The organism is Commensalibacter nepenthis (assembly GCF_029953305.1).
Taxonomy (GTDB): Bacteria; Pseudomonadota; Alphaproteobacteria; order Acetobacterales; family Acetobacteraceae; genus Commensalibacter; species Commensalibacter nepenthis.
On sequence record NZ_JASBAN010000001.1, the window covers coordinates 962,501 to 982,520 of the forward strand.

The 20,020-nt window shown below is 39.1% G+C and carries 27 protein-coding genes and 1 tRNA gene (1 of these 28 only partly in view); 7 read left to right on the top strand and 21 right to left on the bottom strand.

What is annotated here, in order from left to right; all coding sequences use genetic code 11:
• The 4 genes from QJV33_RS04410 to QJV33_RS04425 form a co-directional block, all read right to left on the bottom strand.
• Window positions 1-176 carry the 5' end (the start) of a glycosyltransferase family 2 protein gene (locus QJV33_RS04410; protein ID WP_281462173.1) on the bottom strand. 1,705 nt of this gene lie to the left of the window's left edge, so only the first 176 of its 1,881 coding nucleotides appear in the window; the start codon lies at window positions 174-176; its stop codon lies beyond the left edge, outside the window.
• Between the two features lie 111 nt (window positions 177-287).
• Window positions 288-1,259 carry an SDR family NAD(P)-dependent oxidoreductase gene (locus QJV33_RS04415; protein WP_281462174.1) on the bottom strand — a complete coding sequence of 324 codons (972 nt, stop codon included), beginning with the start codon at window positions 1,257-1,259 and terminating at the stop codon, window positions 288-290.
• Window positions 1,260-1,378: 119 nt separating this feature from the next.
• Window positions 1,379-1,738, bottom strand: coding sequence for an integrase core domain-containing protein (locus tag QJV33_RS04420; RefSeq protein WP_281462175.1), 360 nt, complete (start codon window positions 1,736-1,738; stop codon window positions 1,379-1,381).
• A 293-nt stretch (window positions 1,739-2,031) separates the two neighbouring features.
• The gene (locus tag QJV33_RS04425; RefSeq protein WP_281462176.1) at window positions 2,032-2,169 is read right to left on the bottom strand and encodes a hypothetical protein; all 138 of its coding nucleotides are present in this window, start codon (window positions 2,167-2,169) and stop codon (window positions 2,032-2,034) included.
• Window positions 2,170-2,419: 250 nt separating this feature from the next.
• Here QJV33_RS04425 and dps point away from each other — a divergent pair, with 250 nt between their 5' ends.
• Complete coding sequence (gene dps / locus QJV33_RS04430; protein ID WP_281462177.1) at window positions 2,420-2,914, top strand: DNA starvation/stationary phase protection protein Dps; 495 nt, start codon at window positions 2,420-2,422, stop codon at window positions 2,912-2,914.
• A gap of 79 nt (window positions 2,915-2,993) precedes the next feature.
• Here the strand turns inward: dps and QJV33_RS04435 are convergent, their stop codons facing one another.
• Both QJV33_RS04435 and QJV33_RS04440 read right to left on the bottom strand, forming a co-directional pair.
• A complete protein-coding gene (locus QJV33_RS04435; RefSeq protein WP_281463386.1) occupies window positions 2,994-3,509 on the bottom strand; it encodes a DUF192 domain-containing protein in 516 nt (171 codons plus the stop codon).
• Window positions 3,510-3,564: 55 nt separating this feature from the next.
• A complete protein-coding gene (locus QJV33_RS04440) occupies window positions 3,565-4,239 on the bottom strand; it encodes an MBL fold metallo-hydrolase (protein WP_281462178.1) in 675 nt (224 codons plus the stop codon).
• 320 nt (window positions 4,240-4,559) lie between these two features.
• On the opposite strand from QJV33_RS04440, the gene QJV33_RS04445 reads away from it, so the two are divergent.
• On the top strand, window positions 4,560-5,309 hold the full coding sequence (locus QJV33_RS04445) for a CHAP domain-containing protein (RefSeq protein ID WP_281463387.1): 750 nt from the start codon (window positions 4,560-4,562) through the stop codon (window positions 5,307-5,309).
• An 11-nt stretch (window positions 5,310-5,320) separates the two neighbouring features.
• Here QJV33_RS04445 and QJV33_RS04450 read toward each other — a convergent pair whose 3' ends face one another.
• The 15 genes from QJV33_RS04450 to rfaD all read right to left on the bottom strand — a co-directional run bounded on the left by QJV33_RS04450 (window position 5,321) and on the right by rfaD (window position 17,304).
• A complete protein-coding gene (locus QJV33_RS04450; protein ID WP_281462179.1) occupies window positions 5,321-5,779 on the bottom strand; it encodes a 23S rRNA (pseudouridine(1915)-N(3))-methyltransferase RlmH in 459 nt (152 codons plus the stop codon).
• Entirely contained in the window at window positions 5,779-6,219 is a 441-nt protein-coding gene (gene rsfS / locus QJV33_RS04455; RefSeq protein ID WP_281462180.1) for a ribosome silencing factor, read from the bottom strand. The genes QJV33_RS04450 and rsfS overlap by 1 nt, the downstream gene beginning before the upstream one ends.
• 30 nt (window positions 6,220-6,249) lie before the next feature.
• On the bottom strand, window positions 6,250-6,864 hold the full coding sequence (locus QJV33_RS04460; protein ID WP_281462181.1) for a nicotinate-nucleotide adenylyltransferase: 615 nt from the start codon (window positions 6,862-6,864) through the stop codon (window positions 6,250-6,252).
• A complete protein-coding gene (locus QJV33_RS04465) occupies window positions 6,865-8,127 on the bottom strand; it encodes a glutamate-5-semialdehyde dehydrogenase (protein ID WP_281462182.1) in 1,263 nt (420 codons plus the stop codon).
• 62 nt (window positions 8,128-8,189) lie between these two features.
• The gene (gene ychF, locus QJV33_RS04470; RefSeq protein ID WP_281462183.1) at window positions 8,190-9,284 is read right to left on the bottom strand and encodes a redox-regulated ATPase YchF; all 1,095 of its coding nucleotides are present in this window, start codon (window positions 9,282-9,284) and stop codon (window positions 8,190-8,192) included.
• A gap of 4 nt (window positions 9,285-9,288) precedes the next feature.
• Window positions 9,289-9,861 (bottom strand): aminoacyl-tRNA hydrolase, encoded by a 573-nt coding sequence (pth, locus tag QJV33_RS04475; protein WP_281462184.1) that lies wholly within the window; start codon window positions 9,859-9,861, stop codon window positions 9,289-9,291.
• A 31-nt stretch (window positions 9,862-9,892) separates the two neighbouring features.
• On the bottom strand, window positions 9,893-10,546 hold the full coding sequence (locus QJV33_RS04480) for a 50S ribosomal protein L25/general stress protein Ctc (RefSeq protein WP_281462185.1): 654 nt from the start codon (window positions 10,544-10,546) through the stop codon (window positions 9,893-9,895).
• A 123-nt stretch (window positions 10,547-10,669) separates the two neighbouring features.
• The gene (locus tag QJV33_RS04485; RefSeq protein WP_281462186.1) at window positions 10,670-10,843 is read right to left on the bottom strand and encodes a hypothetical protein; all 174 of its coding nucleotides are present in this window, start codon (window positions 10,841-10,843) and stop codon (window positions 10,670-10,672) included.
• Window positions 10,844-11,059: 216 nt separating this feature from the next.
• Window positions 11,060-11,671, bottom strand: coding sequence for a histidine phosphatase family protein (locus QJV33_RS04490; RefSeq protein WP_281462187.1), 612 nt, complete (start codon window positions 11,669-11,671; stop codon window positions 11,060-11,062).
• Window positions 11,672-11,696: 25 nt separating this feature from the next.
• On the bottom strand, window positions 11,697-12,632 hold the full coding sequence (locus QJV33_RS04495) for a ribose-phosphate pyrophosphokinase (RefSeq protein ID WP_281462188.1): 936 nt from the start codon (window positions 12,630-12,632) through the stop codon (window positions 11,697-11,699).
• Between the two features lie 36 nt (window positions 12,633-12,668).
• Window positions 12,669-13,637: a hypothetical protein gene (locus QJV33_RS04500; protein WP_281462189.1), complete on the bottom strand. Its 969-nt coding sequence runs from the start codon at window positions 13,635-13,637 to the stop codon at window positions 12,669-12,671.
• A gap of 3 nt (window positions 13,638-13,640) precedes the next feature.
• Entirely contained in the window at window positions 13,641-14,417 is a 777-nt protein-coding gene (pgeF, locus tag QJV33_RS04505) for a peptidoglycan editing factor PgeF (protein ID WP_281462190.1), read from the bottom strand.
• Window positions 14,418-14,421: 4 nt separating this feature from the next.
• The gene (locus tag QJV33_RS04510; protein WP_281462191.1) at window positions 14,422-15,459 is read right to left on the bottom strand and encodes a class I SAM-dependent methyltransferase; all 1,038 of its coding nucleotides are present in this window, start codon (window positions 15,457-15,459) and stop codon (window positions 14,422-14,424) included.
• Entirely contained in the window at window positions 15,456-16,280 is an 825-nt protein-coding gene (gene lgt / locus QJV33_RS04515) for a prolipoprotein diacylglyceryl transferase (protein WP_281462192.1), read from the bottom strand. The genes QJV33_RS04510 and lgt overlap by 4 nt, the downstream gene beginning before the upstream one ends.
• Before the next feature lie 40 nt (window positions 16,281-16,320).
• Window positions 16,321-17,304 carry an ADP-glyceromanno-heptose 6-epimerase gene (rfaD, locus tag QJV33_RS04520; RefSeq protein WP_281462193.1) on the bottom strand — a complete coding sequence of 328 codons (984 nt, stop codon included), beginning with the start codon at window positions 17,302-17,304 and terminating at the stop codon, window positions 16,321-16,323.
• A gap of 124 nt (window positions 17,305-17,428) precedes the next feature.
• Here rfaD and QJV33_RS04525 point away from each other — a divergent pair, with 124 nt between their 5' ends.
• The 5 genes from QJV33_RS04525 to QJV33_RS04545 all read left to right on the top strand — a co-directional run bounded on the left by QJV33_RS04525 (window position 17,429) and on the right by QJV33_RS04545 (window position 19,765).
• The gene (locus QJV33_RS04525; protein ID WP_281462194.1) at window positions 17,429-17,695 is read left to right on the top strand and encodes an accessory factor UbiK family protein; all 267 of its coding nucleotides are present in this window, start codon (window positions 17,429-17,431) and stop codon (window positions 17,693-17,695) included.
• A 75-nt stretch (window positions 17,696-17,770) separates the two neighbouring features.
• Entirely contained in the window at window positions 17,771-18,103 is a 333-nt protein-coding gene (locus QJV33_RS04530; RefSeq protein WP_281462195.1) for a tRNA-binding protein, read from the top strand.
• Window positions 18,104-18,128: 25 nt separating this feature from the next.
• Window positions 18,129-18,926 (top strand): pyrroline-5-carboxylate reductase, encoded by a 798-nt coding sequence (gene proC / locus QJV33_RS04535; RefSeq protein ID WP_281462196.1) that lies wholly within the window; start codon window positions 18,129-18,131, stop codon window positions 18,924-18,926.
• A 56-nt stretch (window positions 18,927-18,982) separates the two neighbouring features.
• The gene (locus QJV33_RS04540) at window positions 18,983-19,618 is read left to right on the top strand and encodes a TetR family transcriptional regulator (RefSeq protein ID WP_281462197.1); all 636 of its coding nucleotides are present in this window, start codon (window positions 18,983-18,985) and stop codon (window positions 19,616-19,618) included.
• Window positions 19,619-19,690: 72 nt separating this feature from the next.
• A tRNA-Gln gene (locus QJV33_RS04545) sits at window positions 19,691-19,765 on the top strand.
• The last annotated feature ends 255 nt before the right edge of the window (window positions 19,766-20,020 follow it).

The following is a 20,020-nucleotide window of genomic DNA, read 5'->3' on the forward strand; positions in this document are numbered from 1 at the left end:
GAAAACAAAAACAAAATACCAGGATATCGATTTAAACAAAAGGCTATTAATCTAGCAGCACCATGCCCTTCAGAAGCAACACAAAGTTTTCCATACTGTTCTCTTCCATAATGCTCTTTACTAGTTATTGCAGACAAATAACTACCTTCGGAATTTTTTAAATAAAAAGCTTGCATCTAACTCTGAACCCCATAGTATAATATAAACCTAAGACGCATAATATACGCTTTGTTTATTACAATTGACAACTTATTTTCTTGATTAGCAAACGCAGACATTACTGAACGTTAACCGAACAAACCATTACATAATTTAAACCAACTAGTAAACCGATGTATGCCGTCAGATAGTTTTGTTTGAGGCACCCAACCTGTTGCGTTATAGATCGCACTGATGTCCGAAAGCGTTGCTTCGATATCAGTTCCGGGGCGGGAAATGTAATTAATAATCGCTTTTTTACCAAGATTTTCTTCTAAACACGCAACCAGATGCTCAACTTTTTCCTGACGACTATTGCCAATATTAAAAATACCGTAATCTTCTAAAACAGAACATTCTAATAAGCTGAGCAATGCACCTATGACATCATTAATATACGTAAAATCTCTGGAAAGATTTTGACCCGTATATAGAGTAATCTGCTTATCCTCAGTAATTGCTTTGGCAAAAATATAGTACGCCATATCAGGGCGTCCCCAAGGTCCATAAACCGTAAAAAAGCGCAGACCCGTTTGTTTCAATCCATATAAATGGTGATAGGTAAACGACAATAATTCACCTGATTGCTTGGACGCTGCATATACAGAGCTGGGACGATCCACTCGATCTTGTTCAGTAAAGGGTAGTTTTTTGTTCAATCCATATACAGATGAGGATGAAGCATAAAAAATTCTCTGTAATTTAGGCAATTGTCGAGCCATTTCTAAAATCGTCACCTGCCCCATCACATTGGTTTGAATATAAGCAAAGGGGTTTTCTAGCGAATATCTAACCCCAGCTTGAGCAGCTAGATTAAAGATAATTTGAATATCAGGATGGTTTTGAACAATATTTTCCAAAGCCGATATATCCGTTATATCTGCTTGATAAAATACAAAATTCTTGGATATTTTTAATTTATCGCAACGTGCTTGCTTTAATAGGGGAGAATAATAATCATTTAAATTATCTATACCAATAACCGTTTCCCCACGTGCCAACAGCGCTTTTGAAAGATGAAATCCAATAAATCCACCCGCGCCTGTTACCAAAAAAATCACGTTCGATATCCTATAATTATTGCACTCAATTTAATCTATTCGTTTTAACAAAATAAAACAAATTGTCACTGTAAATTATCGAATATTGATATTATTACTGTAGGAATTGGTCGCGTTGTTTACAGATTTTGTTTAAAATAACCATCTAAGACCTCATAGGGTGTTTTTCCTTGAATGCCTTTATGGGGTTTAACAATGTTATAATAATTTATAAATCGTTTCAACTTTAACTTTCGATCTTGAGCATTGACGAACAATTCACGCTCATGCCACATTTCCATGAGTGTGCGAATGACGCGCTCTGCTTTGCCATTGGTTTGAGGGCAAGCTGGCTTGGTAAATTTCTGGTTAATCCGATTGGTATAACAAGTTTTAACAAATAAATGCTTTGGTGTTCCTTGGTATTCTCTGCCATTGTCAGAGTAAACACATTCGATCGTATAAGGGCATTGAACCAGCACATCGTCTTGTAGGAACAAAGCTGCACTAAACTGAGATTTATCGTTGTAAATCCCAGCATAGCGTTCTCAAGAAAAATCATCAATACCTACAAAAAGATACTCTCGAGTTTGCAGTTTAGTCTCATTTTTTAACAAAGGAAGCCGTTTTGTATCAACATGCAACATCTCCCCAGGATAAGAGTTGTTATATTTTTGGCTTGCCGTCTGAGGTTGTCCTCAAGTGTTTTTCAAGGCGTTTAATGCCATATTTGATTGTTTTATAACGCTCATTCGTGCGGACATCGGCACAAATAATTGCAACCGAGCACGCCTTAATACAACATAAATCGTAGGTCTGCTGACCAAAAACGCTTAGCCATATCCGTTACCGTGACTTTATCTTGATGATATAATAGCCATATCTCTTCTCGATGATACAACGTAAGCTTCGTTTTTCTATGCATGGTCATTACAGTAATATTCCATATCACTGTAAACAACGCGATCAATTCCTACACAATATAAAATAACATCCTACAGATATTATATTATAATTTTTAATAATCATTATTAAAATATTCAATTGATTAATATTAATAATCACTCTTATTTATATTTACATAAATAAGCATCATGAATAATAAAATTTGTATTTTACTATTGAATTTAAAATAAAATATACATATTCTTAATGAATGTTATTTAAAAGGAGAACTATTTATGCCTAAAACTAAATTATATCCTACATTAAACAACCTTCCCTCTAATACCAAAACAGTCGTTATCCAATTATTAAACGAACGTCTTGCTGATGGACTTGACGTGGCACTATTAACCAAACAAGCACATTGGAATATGAAAGGTCCACAATTCATCGGTGTCCACGAAATGGTTGATGGTTTCCGCGGCGAAATTGACACATTTAACGATGATATGGCTGAACGTATTACAGCACTTGGTGGAACGGCTTTTGGTACATCGCAAGATATCGCACATACCTCAAAAATTACTGCATATCCAACAAATATAGTCAAAGTTGAAGACCATATCGAGGCTTTGATAGAACGTTACGGCGCATTTGCCAATGCTGTTCGCAAAGCTATCAATGAATCTGATGAAGCGGGTGATGCTGACACCGCGGATTTATTTACAGGTATTTCAAGAGCGCTTGATAAACAATTATGGTTCTTGGAAGCCCATAAACCTGTTAAATAATTTTCTATTGATTTTTTGATCGTATAAAGAATCTTTGTTATTTTTTGCACAAAGATTCTTTATTCAATTTTAATGACCGCTATTTCTTTTTATTCTCTTGCTTAACCACAGATTTGGTTTCAGAAATTACCTTAGGTGAATCAAAAGCAGGGCTTTCAACTTTATCGCCAACAGTAATATCTAATTTTTCTGTAATCCCGCCTTTTAGTTCTAGAGTCGCGATGACTGCTCCTTGGCTGCTGATCGGCGCCAAACTATAAGGAACCGTATTTTCTGCAATGGCTTTAATGTGATGGTTGATATCAATAAAAACCATATCCAACGGCACGATGGTATTTTTCATCCACATATTGCTTAATTGTGGGGCTGGCCAAATAAATAACATGCCGCCATTATCTGGAATGCTGGGTCTGAACATTTCCCCAACCTCTTGCTCCATCGGAGTTTTGGCAATTTCAACTGAAAATTCGTGTTTTTGACCGTTTTTGCTAATAATCGTCAGGGGTTGTTTTCCCAATTCAGGTTGTGCTTGTGTAATCTCATGCTCAATGGCTTCTGCCATCGTTACAGAGACATTTCCAAAGCTGGTTACCATCACAGATACTAATACCAAAGGAATAAAATGCTTTTTCACTGTTATATTTCTTTCTTTAAATCAAAAATGGATTGTTCAATTTTTCATAACCAATTGTACTGCCAATACCATGACCAGGCAGCACATAAACATCATCCCCCAATGGCAATAATTTGTCTTTAATTGTTTGTATCAACAAATTGCCATTTCCATAAGGAAAATCCGCACGACCAATCGTTCCTTTAAATAAAACGTCCCCTGTAATCATAAAACGTGCTTTGGCTTCATAGAAAACCACATGCCCTGGGGTATGACCTGGCACATGTAACACTTCAAATTGCATGTTCTCAAAAGATAAGACTTCTTGATCTTGCAAAAAACGTGTAGGGGATACATTTTGAACATGCTCGGCATTTACACCAAAACTGGCAGCATCTTTTGCAACTTTTTCCAACAAAAATTGGTCTTCGATACTTGGTCCTAAAATAGGTATTTCTGTTTGATATTTCTCTTGCAAATATTGTTGTAAAGCTGTGGTAACACCGACATGATCGAAATGACCATGAGTCAGTAAAATGGCTTGTATCTCGACATCATTGACTTCAATCATTTGGATAATAAACGATAAATCACCGCCAGGATCGGTAACAATGCCTTTTCTGATTGACTGATCCCAGACCATCATACAGTTCTGACGTAACATTGTTACTGGCATAATCTCTATTCTCAGAGATGCAATTGAAAGGAACAATTAGAAATACTCCATCTATATAGAAATCATATTCTAGCCTTTACCACAAAAAATCCTGCTTTCTTAATAAAATATTTTACTTATTTGAAAAATATGTTCAAATCTATTTGTTGCATGATTACATCAAAAAAAACCACAATATTCATAGAAACTTAAAAAAAATCAGTAGATTGACATTTTATCTTGACCCCAGCAATCATGCCCCTTAAAAATGACTACATCTCCACATTTTAAACAATTTAGGGTTGCCGATGAAAAGCGTCTACGTGCATAATTATGCTAAAACGAAATTTACCTCATTTCTTTTAATGTTTTCATGTATGGTGTTTTCAACATCTTATGCACATGCACGTTCAACTCACCACAGCGCAAAAAAAGCAACGCACCATAAAAGTGCGGGTGCACACGTGCAAAAAGTTTCTGTAAAAAGCAATCATCATTCCAGTAAAAAAACTCATTTCAAAACACGTAAAGTAAGCTATAGACACAAATCCTATCACCATAGTGGTGGTCATGTGATTCAATGTGTTGCTTTTGCGCGTTCTGCTTCTGATGTTCAACTATCAGGAAATGCTGGAAATTGGTGGAATAATGCTGCTGGTGTCTATGAACGTGGTAATACACCTGAGCCAAACAGTATTCTCAGCTTCCGTTCAACGCGCAAAATGCCTTATGGGCATGTTGCTGTTGTTACACAAATCGTTGATTCCAGAACAATTATTATCGACCAATCCCATTGGGCACAAAGAGGCATCAGCCGTAATACCCCAGTCATTGACGTATCCCCCAATAATGACTGGACGGCTGTTCGTGTCGCAACCAATGGTGATAAAAGCACTTTTGGCAGCATTTATCCAACCCATGGATTTATTTATCCCAATAATGGCAGAAGCGTAGAGACCAATAATGTCTCTACACAACGTAAAGCATCACCAAAACGGAATATCAAAACATGGTCTGCTGATGCCGCAACCAGCAAAGGTTACGCAAAAACAAATACACAGGTTGCTTTAAGCCCTAATGTATCTGATGATTTCTTTGCTGACGCACCAGATCGCTCAATTCGATAATTAAGATATAATTAAGGTCGCCCTTGTCGATGATAAGGGTGCCCTTGTAAAATAGATTGAGCCCTATAAATCTGTTCAGCAAGTAAAATGCGAACCAACATATGGGGCCAAGTTAGACTTCCCAAAGATAGAATTAAATCAGAGCGTTGAATTGCTATATTATGCAAGCCCTCTGCCCCACCGATCAAAAAAGAAATCGGTCTAGATTCTTCAATCCATCCCTGAATTTTATTTGCAAATACAAGACTGCTGTAATTTTTACCTCCTTCATCAAGGCTTACTACAACAGAGCGATCAGGTAACGCATTAAGCAAGGAATTTGTTTCTTTTAATTTTGCTTCTTCTGGGTTACCTTTTGCTTCATTCACCTCAATAACAGAAAGTTTAGGGCGAATCCGCTTGGCATATCGATCAACGAGCTCTAATTCAGCTTTATGCCGCATTTTACCAACGGCAATAATCGAAAACATTAATCTTGGGGCTCTTCTGTTGGTGCTTTAGCAGCATCCACAATCTCTACATTCCAGATCTTTTCAATATTGTAATATTCGCGTGCTTCGCCACGGAATAAATGAACAATAATATCACCTGCATCCAACAAAACCCAATCAGGACTTTGCTCCATAGTCACTTTTTTTATACCTTGTTCAAATAACATCTTATCTAAATGTGTTGCCATCGCCAAAATCTGACGATCGACTTGCCCACTTGCAATGATCATACGATCCGCAAAAGAGGCTTTACCAACCAAATCAATCACCACAATATTTTCTGCTTTATCTTCTTCCAAAGATTCGACCATCAATGCCACGACCTGATTTAATCTTGCATCATCCAACACTGAAACCCGTTTAACGACTTGTTCTGGACCTATTTGCACGATCTCTTTGCGTGAAATTTGTTCGTTCATATAAATTTATTCCTTATTGTACTCTAAATCTTACTGTTCTAATAACTGTTTACGTTGCTGCCTCAACGCCGTTGCTGAAATACTATTCTCTGGTGCAGGAACGAAAACCCATGCTGGCGGTTGAAAATCAGCCAATATCGTCGCATAACGAGATGGTAGCCGCGCTTTCCTTGCCCATTGAGCTGCCTGTCCATTCAAGGCACTATATATATAAGATGGTCTTGGGAAAACCGCCATAGGCACAATTTTTAATATTTCTTGCCAATGCGACCACAATGCCATTTGTGCCAATCCATCAGCCCCCATCAACCATACAAATTTACAACAGGGAAAACGTTGTTTTAACAAATGTATTGTATCACAGCTATATCGTGTATGTAATCGGCACTCAATATCCGTCGGGATCAAACGTCGATCACAGACACGCTTTTTAGCCAATTGATATCTTTCTTCAAATGGGGCCATTTCCGTGCCAATTTTCAATGGATTCCCTGGAGATACCATTAACCACACTTGGTCAAGTTGTAAGAACTTTAATGCTCTATTCGCAAGTTGCAAATGCCCTTCATGAATAGGATTAAAAGAACCACCAAATATTCCGACTCGAATATTTCTACGATCCCCCCAAGTCGGTATTGATATCATCTAAGACCGCACCTGACCATTACCATAAACTTCATACCGATAACTGGTTAATTGTTCGATTCCAACAGGTCCTCTGGCATGTAACTTTCCTGTTGCAATACCAATTTCTGCACCAAAACCAAATTCTCCACCATCACAGAACTGCGTTGACGCATTGCACATCACCACAGCACTAGGAACAGAATCCATAAAATATCGAACAGCTTGCTTATCTTCAGAAAGAATCGCTTCGGTATGACTGCTACCATATTTCACAATATGATGAATTGCCGCATTGATATCTTTGATAACAGCAACCGATAAAACAGAATCCAACCATTCTGTTGCAAAATCTTTGTCAGCAGCTGGTTTAATTTCTGTAGCAATCTGACATGCTGCTTGGTTCCCCACAAAGCGACAGCCAAGTGATTGTAAATCTGATACTAAAATAGGCAATAATTCTTTTGCAATCGCTTGGTCAATCAAGAGTGTTTCTGTCGCTCCGCAAATCCCAGTACGACGCATTTTGGCATTGACCAATACTTTACGCGCTTTTTCAAAATCTGCTTTTTCATGAATATAAGTATGACACAAACCCGCAGCATGTGCCAATACAGGAACTCTTGCTTCTTGTTGCACAAATTTAATCAAAGAATATCCGCCTCTTGGAATAATCACATCAATCATTCCAACCGCATGAAGCATATCCATGACATGTTGACGATTACTGTCAGGAGGCATCGCAATTGAATCAGGATTTAATCCTGCATCGATCATTCCTTGCTGCATGGCTTTATGAATCGCCATAGAGGTTAAATGCGTTTCTGAGCCACCCCTTAAAACAATCCCGTTGCCTGATTTAATACAAATCCCAACAGCATCTGCACCAACATTAGGACGACTTTCATAAATCATTCCCACAACCCCTAAAGGCACAGAAACACGTTTAAAATGCAATCCGTTTGGTCTATCCCAACTTGCCAACTCTTTTCCCAAAGGATCAGGCAGCTCAGCAATATCTTCTAATCCCTTGGCCATTGCTCTCAAACGATCATGATTTAACGTCATACGGTCTTTAAATGCAGCAGAAACATCTGCTTGTGCCACTTCATCGGTGTTTACTGCCAAAATTTCTGCTTCAGCAGCACGTAATGCTTTCGCTGCACTGCGCAGCGCTTGATTACGTTGCTGAATATCAGTAAGTGCCAATTGATAAGCAGCATCCCTAACTTTTTGGGCAAGTTCTTTAATCGTTAAATTCGTATCGGAACTATCAGAGACCATCGCTATACCTTTCTTTGACCCGCGCATACATCGAAAAAAATTAATTCTCTCAGTAAAGCAAATTATACATTGAAACGAAAGAGTAAAACGTCACCATCTTTAACAATATATTCTTTACCTTCAACTCGTGCTTTCCCAGCTTCTTTTGCGCCTGATTCGCCTTTGAACTGCACATAATCATCATAAGCAACCGTTTCACAAGCGATAAAGCCGCGTTCAAAATCATTATGAATAACTGCTGCTGCTTGCGGTGCTTTGGTACCTTTTACAATAGTCCAAGCTCTGGTTTCTTTGGGACCACAGGTAAAATAAGTAATCAGACTTAATAAATGATAGCCTGCTGCAATCACACGATCCAAGCCACTATTTTCCAAACCTAGACCAGAGAGGAATTCCATTTGGTCTTCTTTGCCTAATTGGCTAACTTCTGCTTCGATATCAGCAGAAACAATCACAGCTTCACCCCCTTGTGCTTTTGCCATTTCTAGCACTTTTTCTGAATATGAATTGCCTGTTGCTGCGGATTCTTCTTCGACATTACATACATACAAAACAGGTTTGCTGGTTAAGAGCTGCAAACGAGCAATAGCTTTTTCTTCACCTGCTGGAATCACATCACGAACAGGTTTACCATCTTGTAATGCTTTGATTAACGGTTCAACTAATTCTAAAGTTGCTTGCGCTTCTTTATCATTACCACGTACTCTTTTTTGTAAAGCAACCGTGCGTTTTTCAAGGCTTTCTAAATCTGCGATCATCAATTCTGTTTCAATGATTTCCGCATCACGAATAGGATCAACAGACCCCTCAACATGCGTAATATCATCATTATCAAAACAACGAAGCACATGAATAATTGCATCCACTTCACGAATATTAGCAAGGAATTGATTCCCTAGACCTTCCCCTTTGGAAGCGCCTTTGACCAACCCTGCAATATCAACAAATTCTAAGCTTGTTGGAATAATTTGTTTAGAATTCGTAATTTGTGATAAAATATTCAATCGTGTATCTGGCACCGCCACGCGACCCACATTCGGTTCAATTGTACAAAATGGATAATTTGCTGATTGTGCAGCAGCTGTTGCAGTCAACGCATTAAACAAAGTTGATTTACCCACATTTGGCAATCCAACAATACCACAATTAAACCCCATCGTTTTATTCCTTCGTTAACAAAGAGACTTTGGTCATAAATCCATCCATTTTTTCTTCTACTAATAACGGTGCTGCTTTGGCAACCGCATCAATAAATGGATCCAACCATTCCTGATCTTTTTTTGAAAAATTACTTAATACATAGCTGGCTACTTGTGCCTTGTCACCAGGATGACCAATTCCTAAACGCACACGCCAATAATTTTGATCACTTAACATTTTATCCGTTGAGCGTAATCCATTATGCCCAGCAGCACCGCCACCTTTTTTAATTTTTACACGACCAGGGGATAAATCAAGCTCATCATGAAAAACGACTAGATTGTCCAAGGGAATTTTATAAAAAGCAATCGCTTGTTGAATACTTTCCCCAGAAAGATTCATATAGGTCATTGGTTTTAATAAGAGGATTTTTTCCCCGTTAATATTTCCTTCGGCAACTTCACCCCGAAAACGCTTACGCCATGGTGAAAAACCATGGCATTGCGCAATTCGATCGACCGCCATAAAACCAATATTATGGCGGTTTGCCTGCATTCCAGACTCAGGATTACCAAGCCCAGCCCACAGTAACATGATCTATTCTTTCTTTAAGTTAAAGAAGAAATTATTCTTCAGATGCTTTTTCTTCAGAAGCTGCTTCCGCTTCTTCACCTTCGGCTGTTTCGTCTTCTACTTCAACAGCAACGGTTGGAGGAGAAATAGTAGCAATCACAAAATCTTCTTCATTTTGATTGGTGTGGGTAACGTTTTCTGTTCCCTTTAATTGTGACCAGCTGATCGTATCATGAATATCTAAACCAGAGAGATCCGCAGTAAATGCTTCTGGGATATGGTCTACATCACAGTTAATTTCAACAGAGTGATATACTGTATTCAATACACCATCACGTTTAAAGCCTGGGCATTCATCTTCACCAACAAAGTGAACAGGAATTTCAACACGAATTTGTTGACCAGCAATCATACGTTGGAAATCGACGTGTAATGGACGATCTGTAACAGGGTGCATTTGAACCGCACGCATCAAAGCAACAGATGTTTTTTTACCATCAACAACAATTTGATATAATTGAGAACGCCAAGAACCATGCAATTCACGCATAATTAAACGTGGATCAATCGCAATCATTACAGGTTCAGATTTACCACCATATACCACGCCAGGGACTAGACCATCACGACGTGTTGCGCGCGCTGCCCCCTTACCAGCCTTCGCACGCACTGCAACATTTAACTCTACAAATTTCTTCGCTGCCACTTTAAAAAACTCCCTAATATAAAAGGCAAAACATACACACCAACCTCCAGGGGTGCTGGTGCAAAGTTACTCTTTAACGAAAAAACTCTGAAAAAGCAAATATCTTTATAGAAAAGTTGAGTTTTATTGATCGTCTTCGTTTTCATTGGGTGGAGGAAAATGTTTATGGTCATCAGGAGGCGGTAATTGAGGATGATCGGCAATATCCATCAAGTGACCAAACGCTCTCATTATTTTCAAAACAAGATTAACGGCTGGCTTTACATTTTCAGCATTTTGCCCTGCAACCAAGGACATCTCTAACAAAGCATCTTGAAAGGATTGTAATAGAAGTCTTGCTTTTATCTAACTCTTTCTCAAAAGCATTTAGCTTTGAAAATATAGAATTTCGAAGTCTTTCATTTTCTATATTTGCGCCGTCTAATATAGATCAATTCCTACACGATAAAGTAATAATTGCATTTTATCACAAAAAGCTGCTTATATTTCTATAAACAGCTTGTTCTTAACATATTACTCTAAATCCAACGCATGCAGCTCCCAGGCCTTTCCTCCATTTGCAGGAGGTCGTGCACACATGGGTTGGGCATTCGCTAAACGGACATTCACTTTTAACCCCATCAAGCAACGCAATGCTCGGAACACACCACCATGCGCAACAATTAAAACGGTTCCATTTTGTGCTTTACAAATAGACCGATTCACTGCCTCTGCAATACGATTACATAAAACCGCAAAAGGTTCCGCATTTTCAGGCGTAAACGTCCCCGCAATCCAATCGTCATACCATGGTCCCATTGGCTGGGCTTCTTCAACGCCAAAGCAGACTTCTTTTAAACCATCATCAAGCTCTATCGGTAAGTTGATGCCTGTTTTTTTATGAATAATATCCGCTGTCATTTCAGCTGTTTTACGTGCACGCCCCAAAGGAGAACTTACAATCTGAGTAATGGGTAACTCTAAATGATCCCAATGATTCGCAATCGCACTGCCCGCAACCACAGCCTGAGACAAACCCACCGTATTTAAAGGAATATCCGTTCTGCCCTGTGATAAATTGCGTGCATTCCAATCTGTTTGACCGTGACGCAGATACCAGTATGGACGAGTCAATAAAGCAGACATTATAAAATACCTTTATCTATAAAAATTAATCGAACAAAGAAGAAACAGAACTTTCATCCGCAACCGCACGAATGGCTCTGGCCAATAATTGATTTAACGAGATTTGACGAATCTTTGCCACTGCACGAACTGCATCTGTCTTTAAAATGCTATCAGTTATCACCAATTCCCCTAGCACAGAATTTTGTACTCTCTCTGCGGCACCGCCCGATAATACACCATGCGTTACATAAGCATCCGTTCCCTCTGCCCCTGCATTAATTAATGCCTGAGCCGCATTACAAAGAGATCCACCACTATCAATAATATCATCCACTAAAATACAATGGCGACCTTCAACATTACCAATCACGTTCATCACTTCGGATACGCCTGCCCGTTCCCTTCTTTTATCAATAATTGCCAAATCAACATCCAATCGTTTTGCCAATTGTCGAGCTCTGACCACTCCACCAACATCAGGGGAAACAACCATCAAATTGCTTTTGCCAGCATATTTTTTCTTAATATCTTGGGTAAATAATGGAGCTGCGTAAAGATTATCTACAGGAATATCAAAAAAACCTTGGATTTGCCCAGCATGCAAATCCAGGGTCAAAATACGACTTGCCCCTGCCTCAACCAACAAATTCGCAACCAGTTTTGCACTGATCGGGGTTCTGGGACCTGATTTACGATCTTGACGCGCATAACCAAAATACGGCATCACGGCAGTAATACGTCGGGCAGAGCCTCTGCGTAACGCATCCAACATAATCAGCAATTCCATCAAATTATCATTGGTTGGATAACTGGTACTTTGCACAGCAAAAATATCTTCGCCACGCACATTTTCATAAATCTCGACAAATACTTCTTTATCTGCAAAACGCTGTACAGAAGCATCGCATAAAGGCATTTTTAACTCTGCAGCAACAGCCTCTGCCAATAAACGATTACCATTCCCAGAAATAATTTTCATCAACGCAACTCCGATATCAATAAGGTATAATTTAATCTATTTGTTATTTATTAATTCTGGTGGAGCCAAAAGACCTTTGCCAGCTCCATTATTTAATGGTTTATCATCTCGCCCAGAAAAATTACTAATCACACGCTTTACGCCCCCTGCGGCTTCTTCCCCAACCGCAGAACCAGTATCGCCCCAATATACATCCAAACTATGTGCAGGCACATCATTAATTTGCATCACTTTCCCTGCTTCTTTACCAGCTTTATCAAGAATATGCCAAGCAATTTCAACATGTTGCACAGGATTTCCTCTGGTTCCAGCGGCACCATCGGTAACACTCACTTTACAATCGACGATATAATCAGCTTTGTCTTTCTTTGATTGTATTTCATTTGATTTATCCTTCAAAGAAGTCACAAATTGTCGAGCAATCACAATATTACCATCTCCTGGTGCTCCTGTGACTCCTTTGAAATAAATCTGAGCAGGACGATTCTTAAGGCTGTGAGGATCTTTTGCCATGACCTCAGCTTCTAACCCTTTTAATACATCCGTCACCATTGGCGCAGTTTGACTTGCAACTTGGGCTAAAATCGTTTCATTACCACTTGCCCAATCTTGCACAGAAACAGGCATCATATTACGGGTTGCAGCAACTTTACCATCAGGAGAAATCACACTAAATTGTGGCGTGACCACACCATCCTTGGATTGCGCTTTCATCATTAATAGCCATTCGCCTTTTTGTGCTGTACCCACAACAGGAGGTATCGTCTGATCGGTCATGGCTTTGACCATATCTTGAGCCAAAATAGCAGAATCTTTTTCTGTTAATAAAGCCTCTGTTGGTACTGGAACAATTAACCGTGCTGGCGGAGGTACTGTTAATTTCCCTCCTGCTGAACCTTCTTTTTTCTCAAAAGGATGAGGCATCGTGACACATCCAACCAATGGGATCATCACCAATAAGCTCAATCCTACTTTGACAAAAGATGTTCTGTGAATACACAACATTGATTATCCCCTTTTATTACAAGCAATCACTGAAATCTGATGCCCCAAAGGTCCTCCTCCAGCAAGTGTCCGACGGCGGTGACTGAAAAAATGCGTTTCATCGCCCAACGTATCTCTGCCCATCAACGCAGCAATAGCGACACGTCTTCTTCTTAACCGATCCACACAATAATGACCCAAATCAAAAAGATATTGGTCATCAGTCACATGTTTGAAAAAGACACCTGCATGAACATCTTGATCTAAAACCTGCTGTTTCATGTCTTCTTTGACTTCATAACGAGACCCATCAATACAAGGTCCTACTACAGCAATAATCTCGTTTGTTTTGGCGCCTAACGCTTCCATCTGTGTGATGGTTTCTTCCAAAACACCACTGGCAGCACCGCGCCATCCTGCATGTGCAGCCCCAACAATACGCCCATCAAATGTCGTAAATAACACAGGTCCACAATCAGCCGTCAAAACGCTGACCGCTATGTCTGGATCATCCGTAACACCCCCATCAACTTCGTGACGATCGCAGTTTTCTTTGGTTACATGCATGATTTTGGCACTATGGACCTGCATACCACCCCATAAATATTCATTAGAGACCCCTATATTCTGAGCAACACGATGTCTATTTTCAGTAATATGTTCAGGGTTATCTTCAGTTTTAATACCACAATTCAAAGACGCATAGCCCCCTTGGGAAACGCCCCCAATACGTGTAAAAAAACCGTGCCGAACTTTCTCTTTCAGCAAAGAATGACGAATAACCAAAAGCTCAGCACTCATTTATTTATTTTTCTTCCTTATTCAATTCAAACGCAGGAGGTACAGGTAAGTCAGGATGCATAATTGCCATGACTTTGAATAAATCCCCCATTGCGCTGGGATCTATTAAACGATAAACAGCCTCTGCAATATGTTTTTGTTCTAGTTCCGTAGCGTGTACTGCTAACATTCTGGCTCTCACAAGCAACCCTAGTTGTTTTAAAAATTCACCTTGGGTTTGAATACCATAAGCCTGCGCGCCTGTTGCTATCACAATTTCTTTTAATGCTAAAAAATCAATATGAGCCGTTAAATCTGCCTCGCCTGGATTAATCAAAGGCGAAACATTCACCCCTCCAGCAATAGCTTGTAACGTATCACCCCACACAGCACTTGCATATCCATAATCAATAAACAGAGCAGCCCCACCGTTTTTGCATATTCTTGTCGCAAGATTCTTTATAATATCTTGCCCAACTTCACAAACCTCAACAATTTCACCTTCTTTCACGGGACGATCAAAAATTGGTGCATGAGGTAATATTTCAATAGGTTTTTGTACTAACTGCCCATCCTGAACATAATGTTCTGCCCATTCATGCGCATTGAGTTTAACAAATTGACGAATGGGTAAAGCATCCAAAAACTCATTGGCAATCAAAATAATGGGCTGAGAGGGAATAGAATCAATCGTATCATACCAACTTATTGACAAATTTGTATGACCAGCAATAGCTTGCTTTTGTATTTGCCGTAAACGTTCAGAAGTTTCTACAAAAATAATAGAGCAATTTTGATAAATATCTGGAGCGGCTTGGCGAATAACACGTAACATATCCGCCATTAGTGTGCCTTGACCTGGTCCAGCCTCTACCAAGGTAATGGCTGTATGGGTTGGCATAGAATGAATAACCGCAATCACCCAAGCTGCGATTAATTCACCAAACATTTGAGAAATTTCTGGTGCTGTTATAAAATCAGCAAAAGGGTTTTTTCGTCTATAATAGGCAGTGTTTGCCGCCGCCATAAAATGATCCAACCTGATCGCTTGACTGTTAGTCATTTCTCGACAATTAACCCTTTAAGCTTTGGAAGACGAAAAGATTGCCAAATAAAGAATGATCCAGCGATAACCATCGGTATACATAAAATCTGACCCATTGTAATACCACCAACGATAAACCCAAGGAAGTCATCTGGCTCACGAAATAATTCACAAAAACTTCGTGCAATTGCATAGCCTAATAAAAAGATACCAGACAATAATCCTGCATGTTCACGAATAGATTTACGATATGCTAAAATCATCATAATGATAAATAACACAACCCCTTCTAAAAGACATTCATAGAGTTCAGAAGGATGTCTGGCACCCACTACATTCGGATAAAACATACGCCATGGTAACCAATCAGGGGCTACTCGTCCAACCAATTCATGATTAATGAAATTAGCAAAACGCCCTAATCCAAGACCTAACGGGACGACTGTGGTAACGCGATCAGAAAAACCAAGAAAACTTAACTTATATTTACGTGTAAATAAAATCAGCGCAATAATAACACCCAACGCCCCACCGTGGAAAGACATCCCCCCATGCCAAACTTTAAAAATCTCTAGAGGATGTGGCAAGTAATATCCAGGTTGATAAAAGAGGCAATATCCCAATCTCCCCCCAAGAATAACCCCAAGGGTTGCCCATGTAAGAAAATCGTCCACTTGCTCTTTGGTTGCAACGATCGGATCTTTTCTGACCAAACGACGAACCAATAACCATCCACAAATCAATGCCGTGATATATGCCATTGCATACCAACGAATGGATAATGGACCAATCTGTAACATCACAGGATTAAGGTTAGGATAATACAATGGACCAAACATGAGCAGCTTTATCTTTCAATGAAATAATCAAAAAAATTATTTACAGGTAAGAATCTGATTTAAGCAAGTAGTCATGAATATAGTGCCCTATTCCATCTTCTAGTGATGTGAATGGTTTCGTATATCCAGCCTTTCTTATTTTATCCATGTTGGCTTGGGTAAAATATTGATATTGCCCCTTTAAAGCATCAGGCATTTCAATGAAATCAACCTTTTTATCGACATTCATCGCACTACACACAGCATATGCCAAATCTAGATAGGTTCTGGCTTGTCCTGTTCCGCAATTATAAATACCACTAATCGCCGTAGGATTCTCTATAAACCACAAGATCATATCAACCACATCCCCAACCCAAATAAAATCTCGGGCTTGACCGCCATCCGCCAAGTGAGCTTGATCTGATTTAAAGAGTTTTGGGGCATTCCCTTGGGCAATATCGTCAAATTTTACTTTGACGACTGAGATCATTTTGTCTTTGTGATATTCATTTGGTCCATAAACATTAAAGAATTTCAATCCCACCCATTGTGGAGGGCAAGGTTGATGGGTTCTGACCATTTTCAATACGTGCATATCGAACACTTGCTTAGACCAACCATATAAATTCAATGGCTTTAATTGATGCACAATACTGTGATTATCACTAAATTCAGATGCTTTATTCGCCCCGCCATAGGTCGCAGCAGAGGACGCATAAATAAATCTAACCTGATGTTGCGCGCACCATTTCCATAATTTCATCGATAAATCAACATTGGTTTGCCAGACTAAGTCCCCATCACGGGCAGTCGTTTCACTAATCGCACCCAAATGCACCACGGCTGTCACCTTTTCTGCAACATCCAAGAAATCATCCAGATTCTCTGGTGCAATAACGTTATCTGGAGCATGTTTGGCAATATTACGCCATTTTCCTTGATTCCCTAACCAATCAACGATAACTGTTTCTTCTTTTAACGCGTAAAGTTTTGCTTGTAAGCAAGAACCAATAAAGCCAGTCGCACCAGTGATAATGATCATAATATTTTTCGAATACACAGATTGTAAGTTAAAAACCAAAGACAAATTTACAAAAAGCATGATACCTAGCTATAATGAATTATACTAGTCTCTATATCTACTTTTTTAACTAGGAGTATAAATTATGTCTGATCCTAAAAAAATATTTGGCGATGCGTCAAAAGCAGCTGGCAGTGCTTTTTCTGTATTTGGCGGCATCAAAGAAGAAATCTCCGGGATTGTCAAAGGGCGTGTTGATGAAATTTTATCTACGCTACATCTTGTACGTCGTGAAGAATTTGAAATTATGACAGAGATTGCCAGCCGTACTCGTTCTGCTCAAGAACAATTAGAAGAGCAAGTTGCAAAATTAGAAGAACGCCTTGCGGAACTCGAAAACAAAAACAAGTAAAATCAACGCAGTCATTGCTGTTTGATTGAAAAATATCACAAAGCCCACCTTACTATTTTTGAAAGGAAATTCTGAATGGATCTTATAGAATGGGCAGATTTTGAAAAGATCGTGATGGTTGCTGGCACGATTATCAAAGTTGAAGAATTTCCAGAGGCTCGGAGACCTGCGTATAAAATATGGGTAGATTTCGGAGCTTATGGAGAGCGCAAAACCAGTGCTCAAATCGTCAGTCTTTATACAAAAGAAGAATTAATCGGCAAACAAATTATCGGTGTCATTAATTTTCCAGAAAAACAAATCGGTCCTTTTCGATCACAATTTTTACTGACAGGATTTGAAACAGACCAAGGGGTCGTCATTTCGACGATTGAACGCCCAGTTCCAAATGGGACAAAAATCTCTTAATCAACATTATGAAAGGAATTTAAAGATGGCAAATTTATCCCCTATTCTCTTAATTGGTTGCGGTCACATGGGACATGCAATGTTAAAAGGATGGTTACAAAAGGGACTAGAGGCTTCTGTCATTGTTCATCGTCATGCGCTTGATTTACCTTCCCCTCATCAACATGTGCAATCTATTGCAGACATTCCGAAAGAGTTCAAACCAAAAGCTATTATTTTGGCAATGAAGCCTGCTCAAGCCACAGAAATCATCCCTTCTTTGGCTCCTTGGACAAAAGAGGCTGTTATTTTATCTGTTCTGGGTGGACGTGACCTTACATGGTTAAAGAATCAATTCGGAGATCAACAACCTGTTGTTCGCGTTATGCCCAATACACCATCAGAACTTAGGCTGGGCATGACCTCTGTTGTTGCTGGCTCCACAGTAACCCAAGAACAAAAACAACTGACTGATGATTTATTACATGCAGTTGGTGAGGTCGCTTGGCTGGATTCAGAAAAAGACATGGATGTTGCAACTGCGATTGCGGGCTGTGGTCCTGCTTATATTTTCTTATTGGCTGAATTATTACAAAAAGTTGGCGAAGAAAAAGGACTTTCAACAAAATTAGCACGTTTATTGGCACGACAAACCGTCATTGGATCCGCAGCTTTACTTGGTCATTCTAGTCAAGAATCCGAAGCGCTTCGCAAAGCCGTCGCAACACCTGGTGGCATCACAGAGCGCGCTATCAACGTCTTAATCGATTCAAAAGCATGGCCAGATTCTTTATCCAAAGCCATTCAGGCTGCGGCTGATCGATCAAAAGAAATGGCTTCCTAGTCCCTCTGTCATTAGACTTATTGAATATAGTAACTCTTTCATAATTTTGGATGTAAATGATGAATAACGAAGCAACAACCCTCAAACTTCTTAACGGTGCGATGAATATTGCCGCCGAACAAGGATGGAACCAAATGTCTATTGTCGAAGCTGCACGGCAAACAGACATCCCTATACATATTGCACGCCAACAATTCCCCTGTAAATCATCCTTACTCCTGTATCTTAATCGTCTAGCTGACGAATCTACGTTGGAACAATCCTACATTGGGCAACCCGTGGCAGATTATTTATTTGATTTATTCATGAGCCGTTTTGATTTTTTCCAAGAGTATCGAAAAGGGTTTATCTCTGCGTTACATACATTACCTTTTAACCCCGCCCTAGCGATCATCATGGGAATCGCAACCCAGAACAGTATGAAATGGATCGCAGAATCCGCACATATCAAAACACATGGAATCAAAGGCATCGCTTGTATTAAAGGGTTAACAGGTATTTGGGCGTTGAATATGCGTGTTTGGATTAAAGACGACACCGCAGATTTGTCACAAACAATGGCATCACTCGATCAAACCATTAAAAAAGCAGGAAAATTTGCACCTTATTTTGTTATTAAAAACGAGGATTCAACCTCAGAAAACCCTTCTGAAGATCAAGATGAACCGTTTATTTCTGAAAAAAATAAATAAAAATTAAAAAAATAAATTTTTCCTCTTTACGTCATCAAAGAAATCGTCTAAAAGTTGCTTCGTAACCAACGTTGGGGTGTAGCCAAGCGGTAAGGCAGCGGATTTTGATTCCGCCATTCGGAGGTTCGATCCCTCCCACCCCAGCCATTCAGCAAATATTATCTAAGGCTGCAACAGTTTAGTTATTCTCTCATTTAAAATATAAATAACAAACATTTTCTAAAAAATATCAGATTATGTCCTTGGCTGAGGCCATATAAAGCTCTTCATTTTTAGTAATTACAATAATTATTTACAATTAGTAATAAAGTAACCTATTTTATATCCAAACTAATTATAGAATAGATATTATATCAATTTGTTATTGAAACAATATTTTTTTAATAATGTAAAAGTGATTAA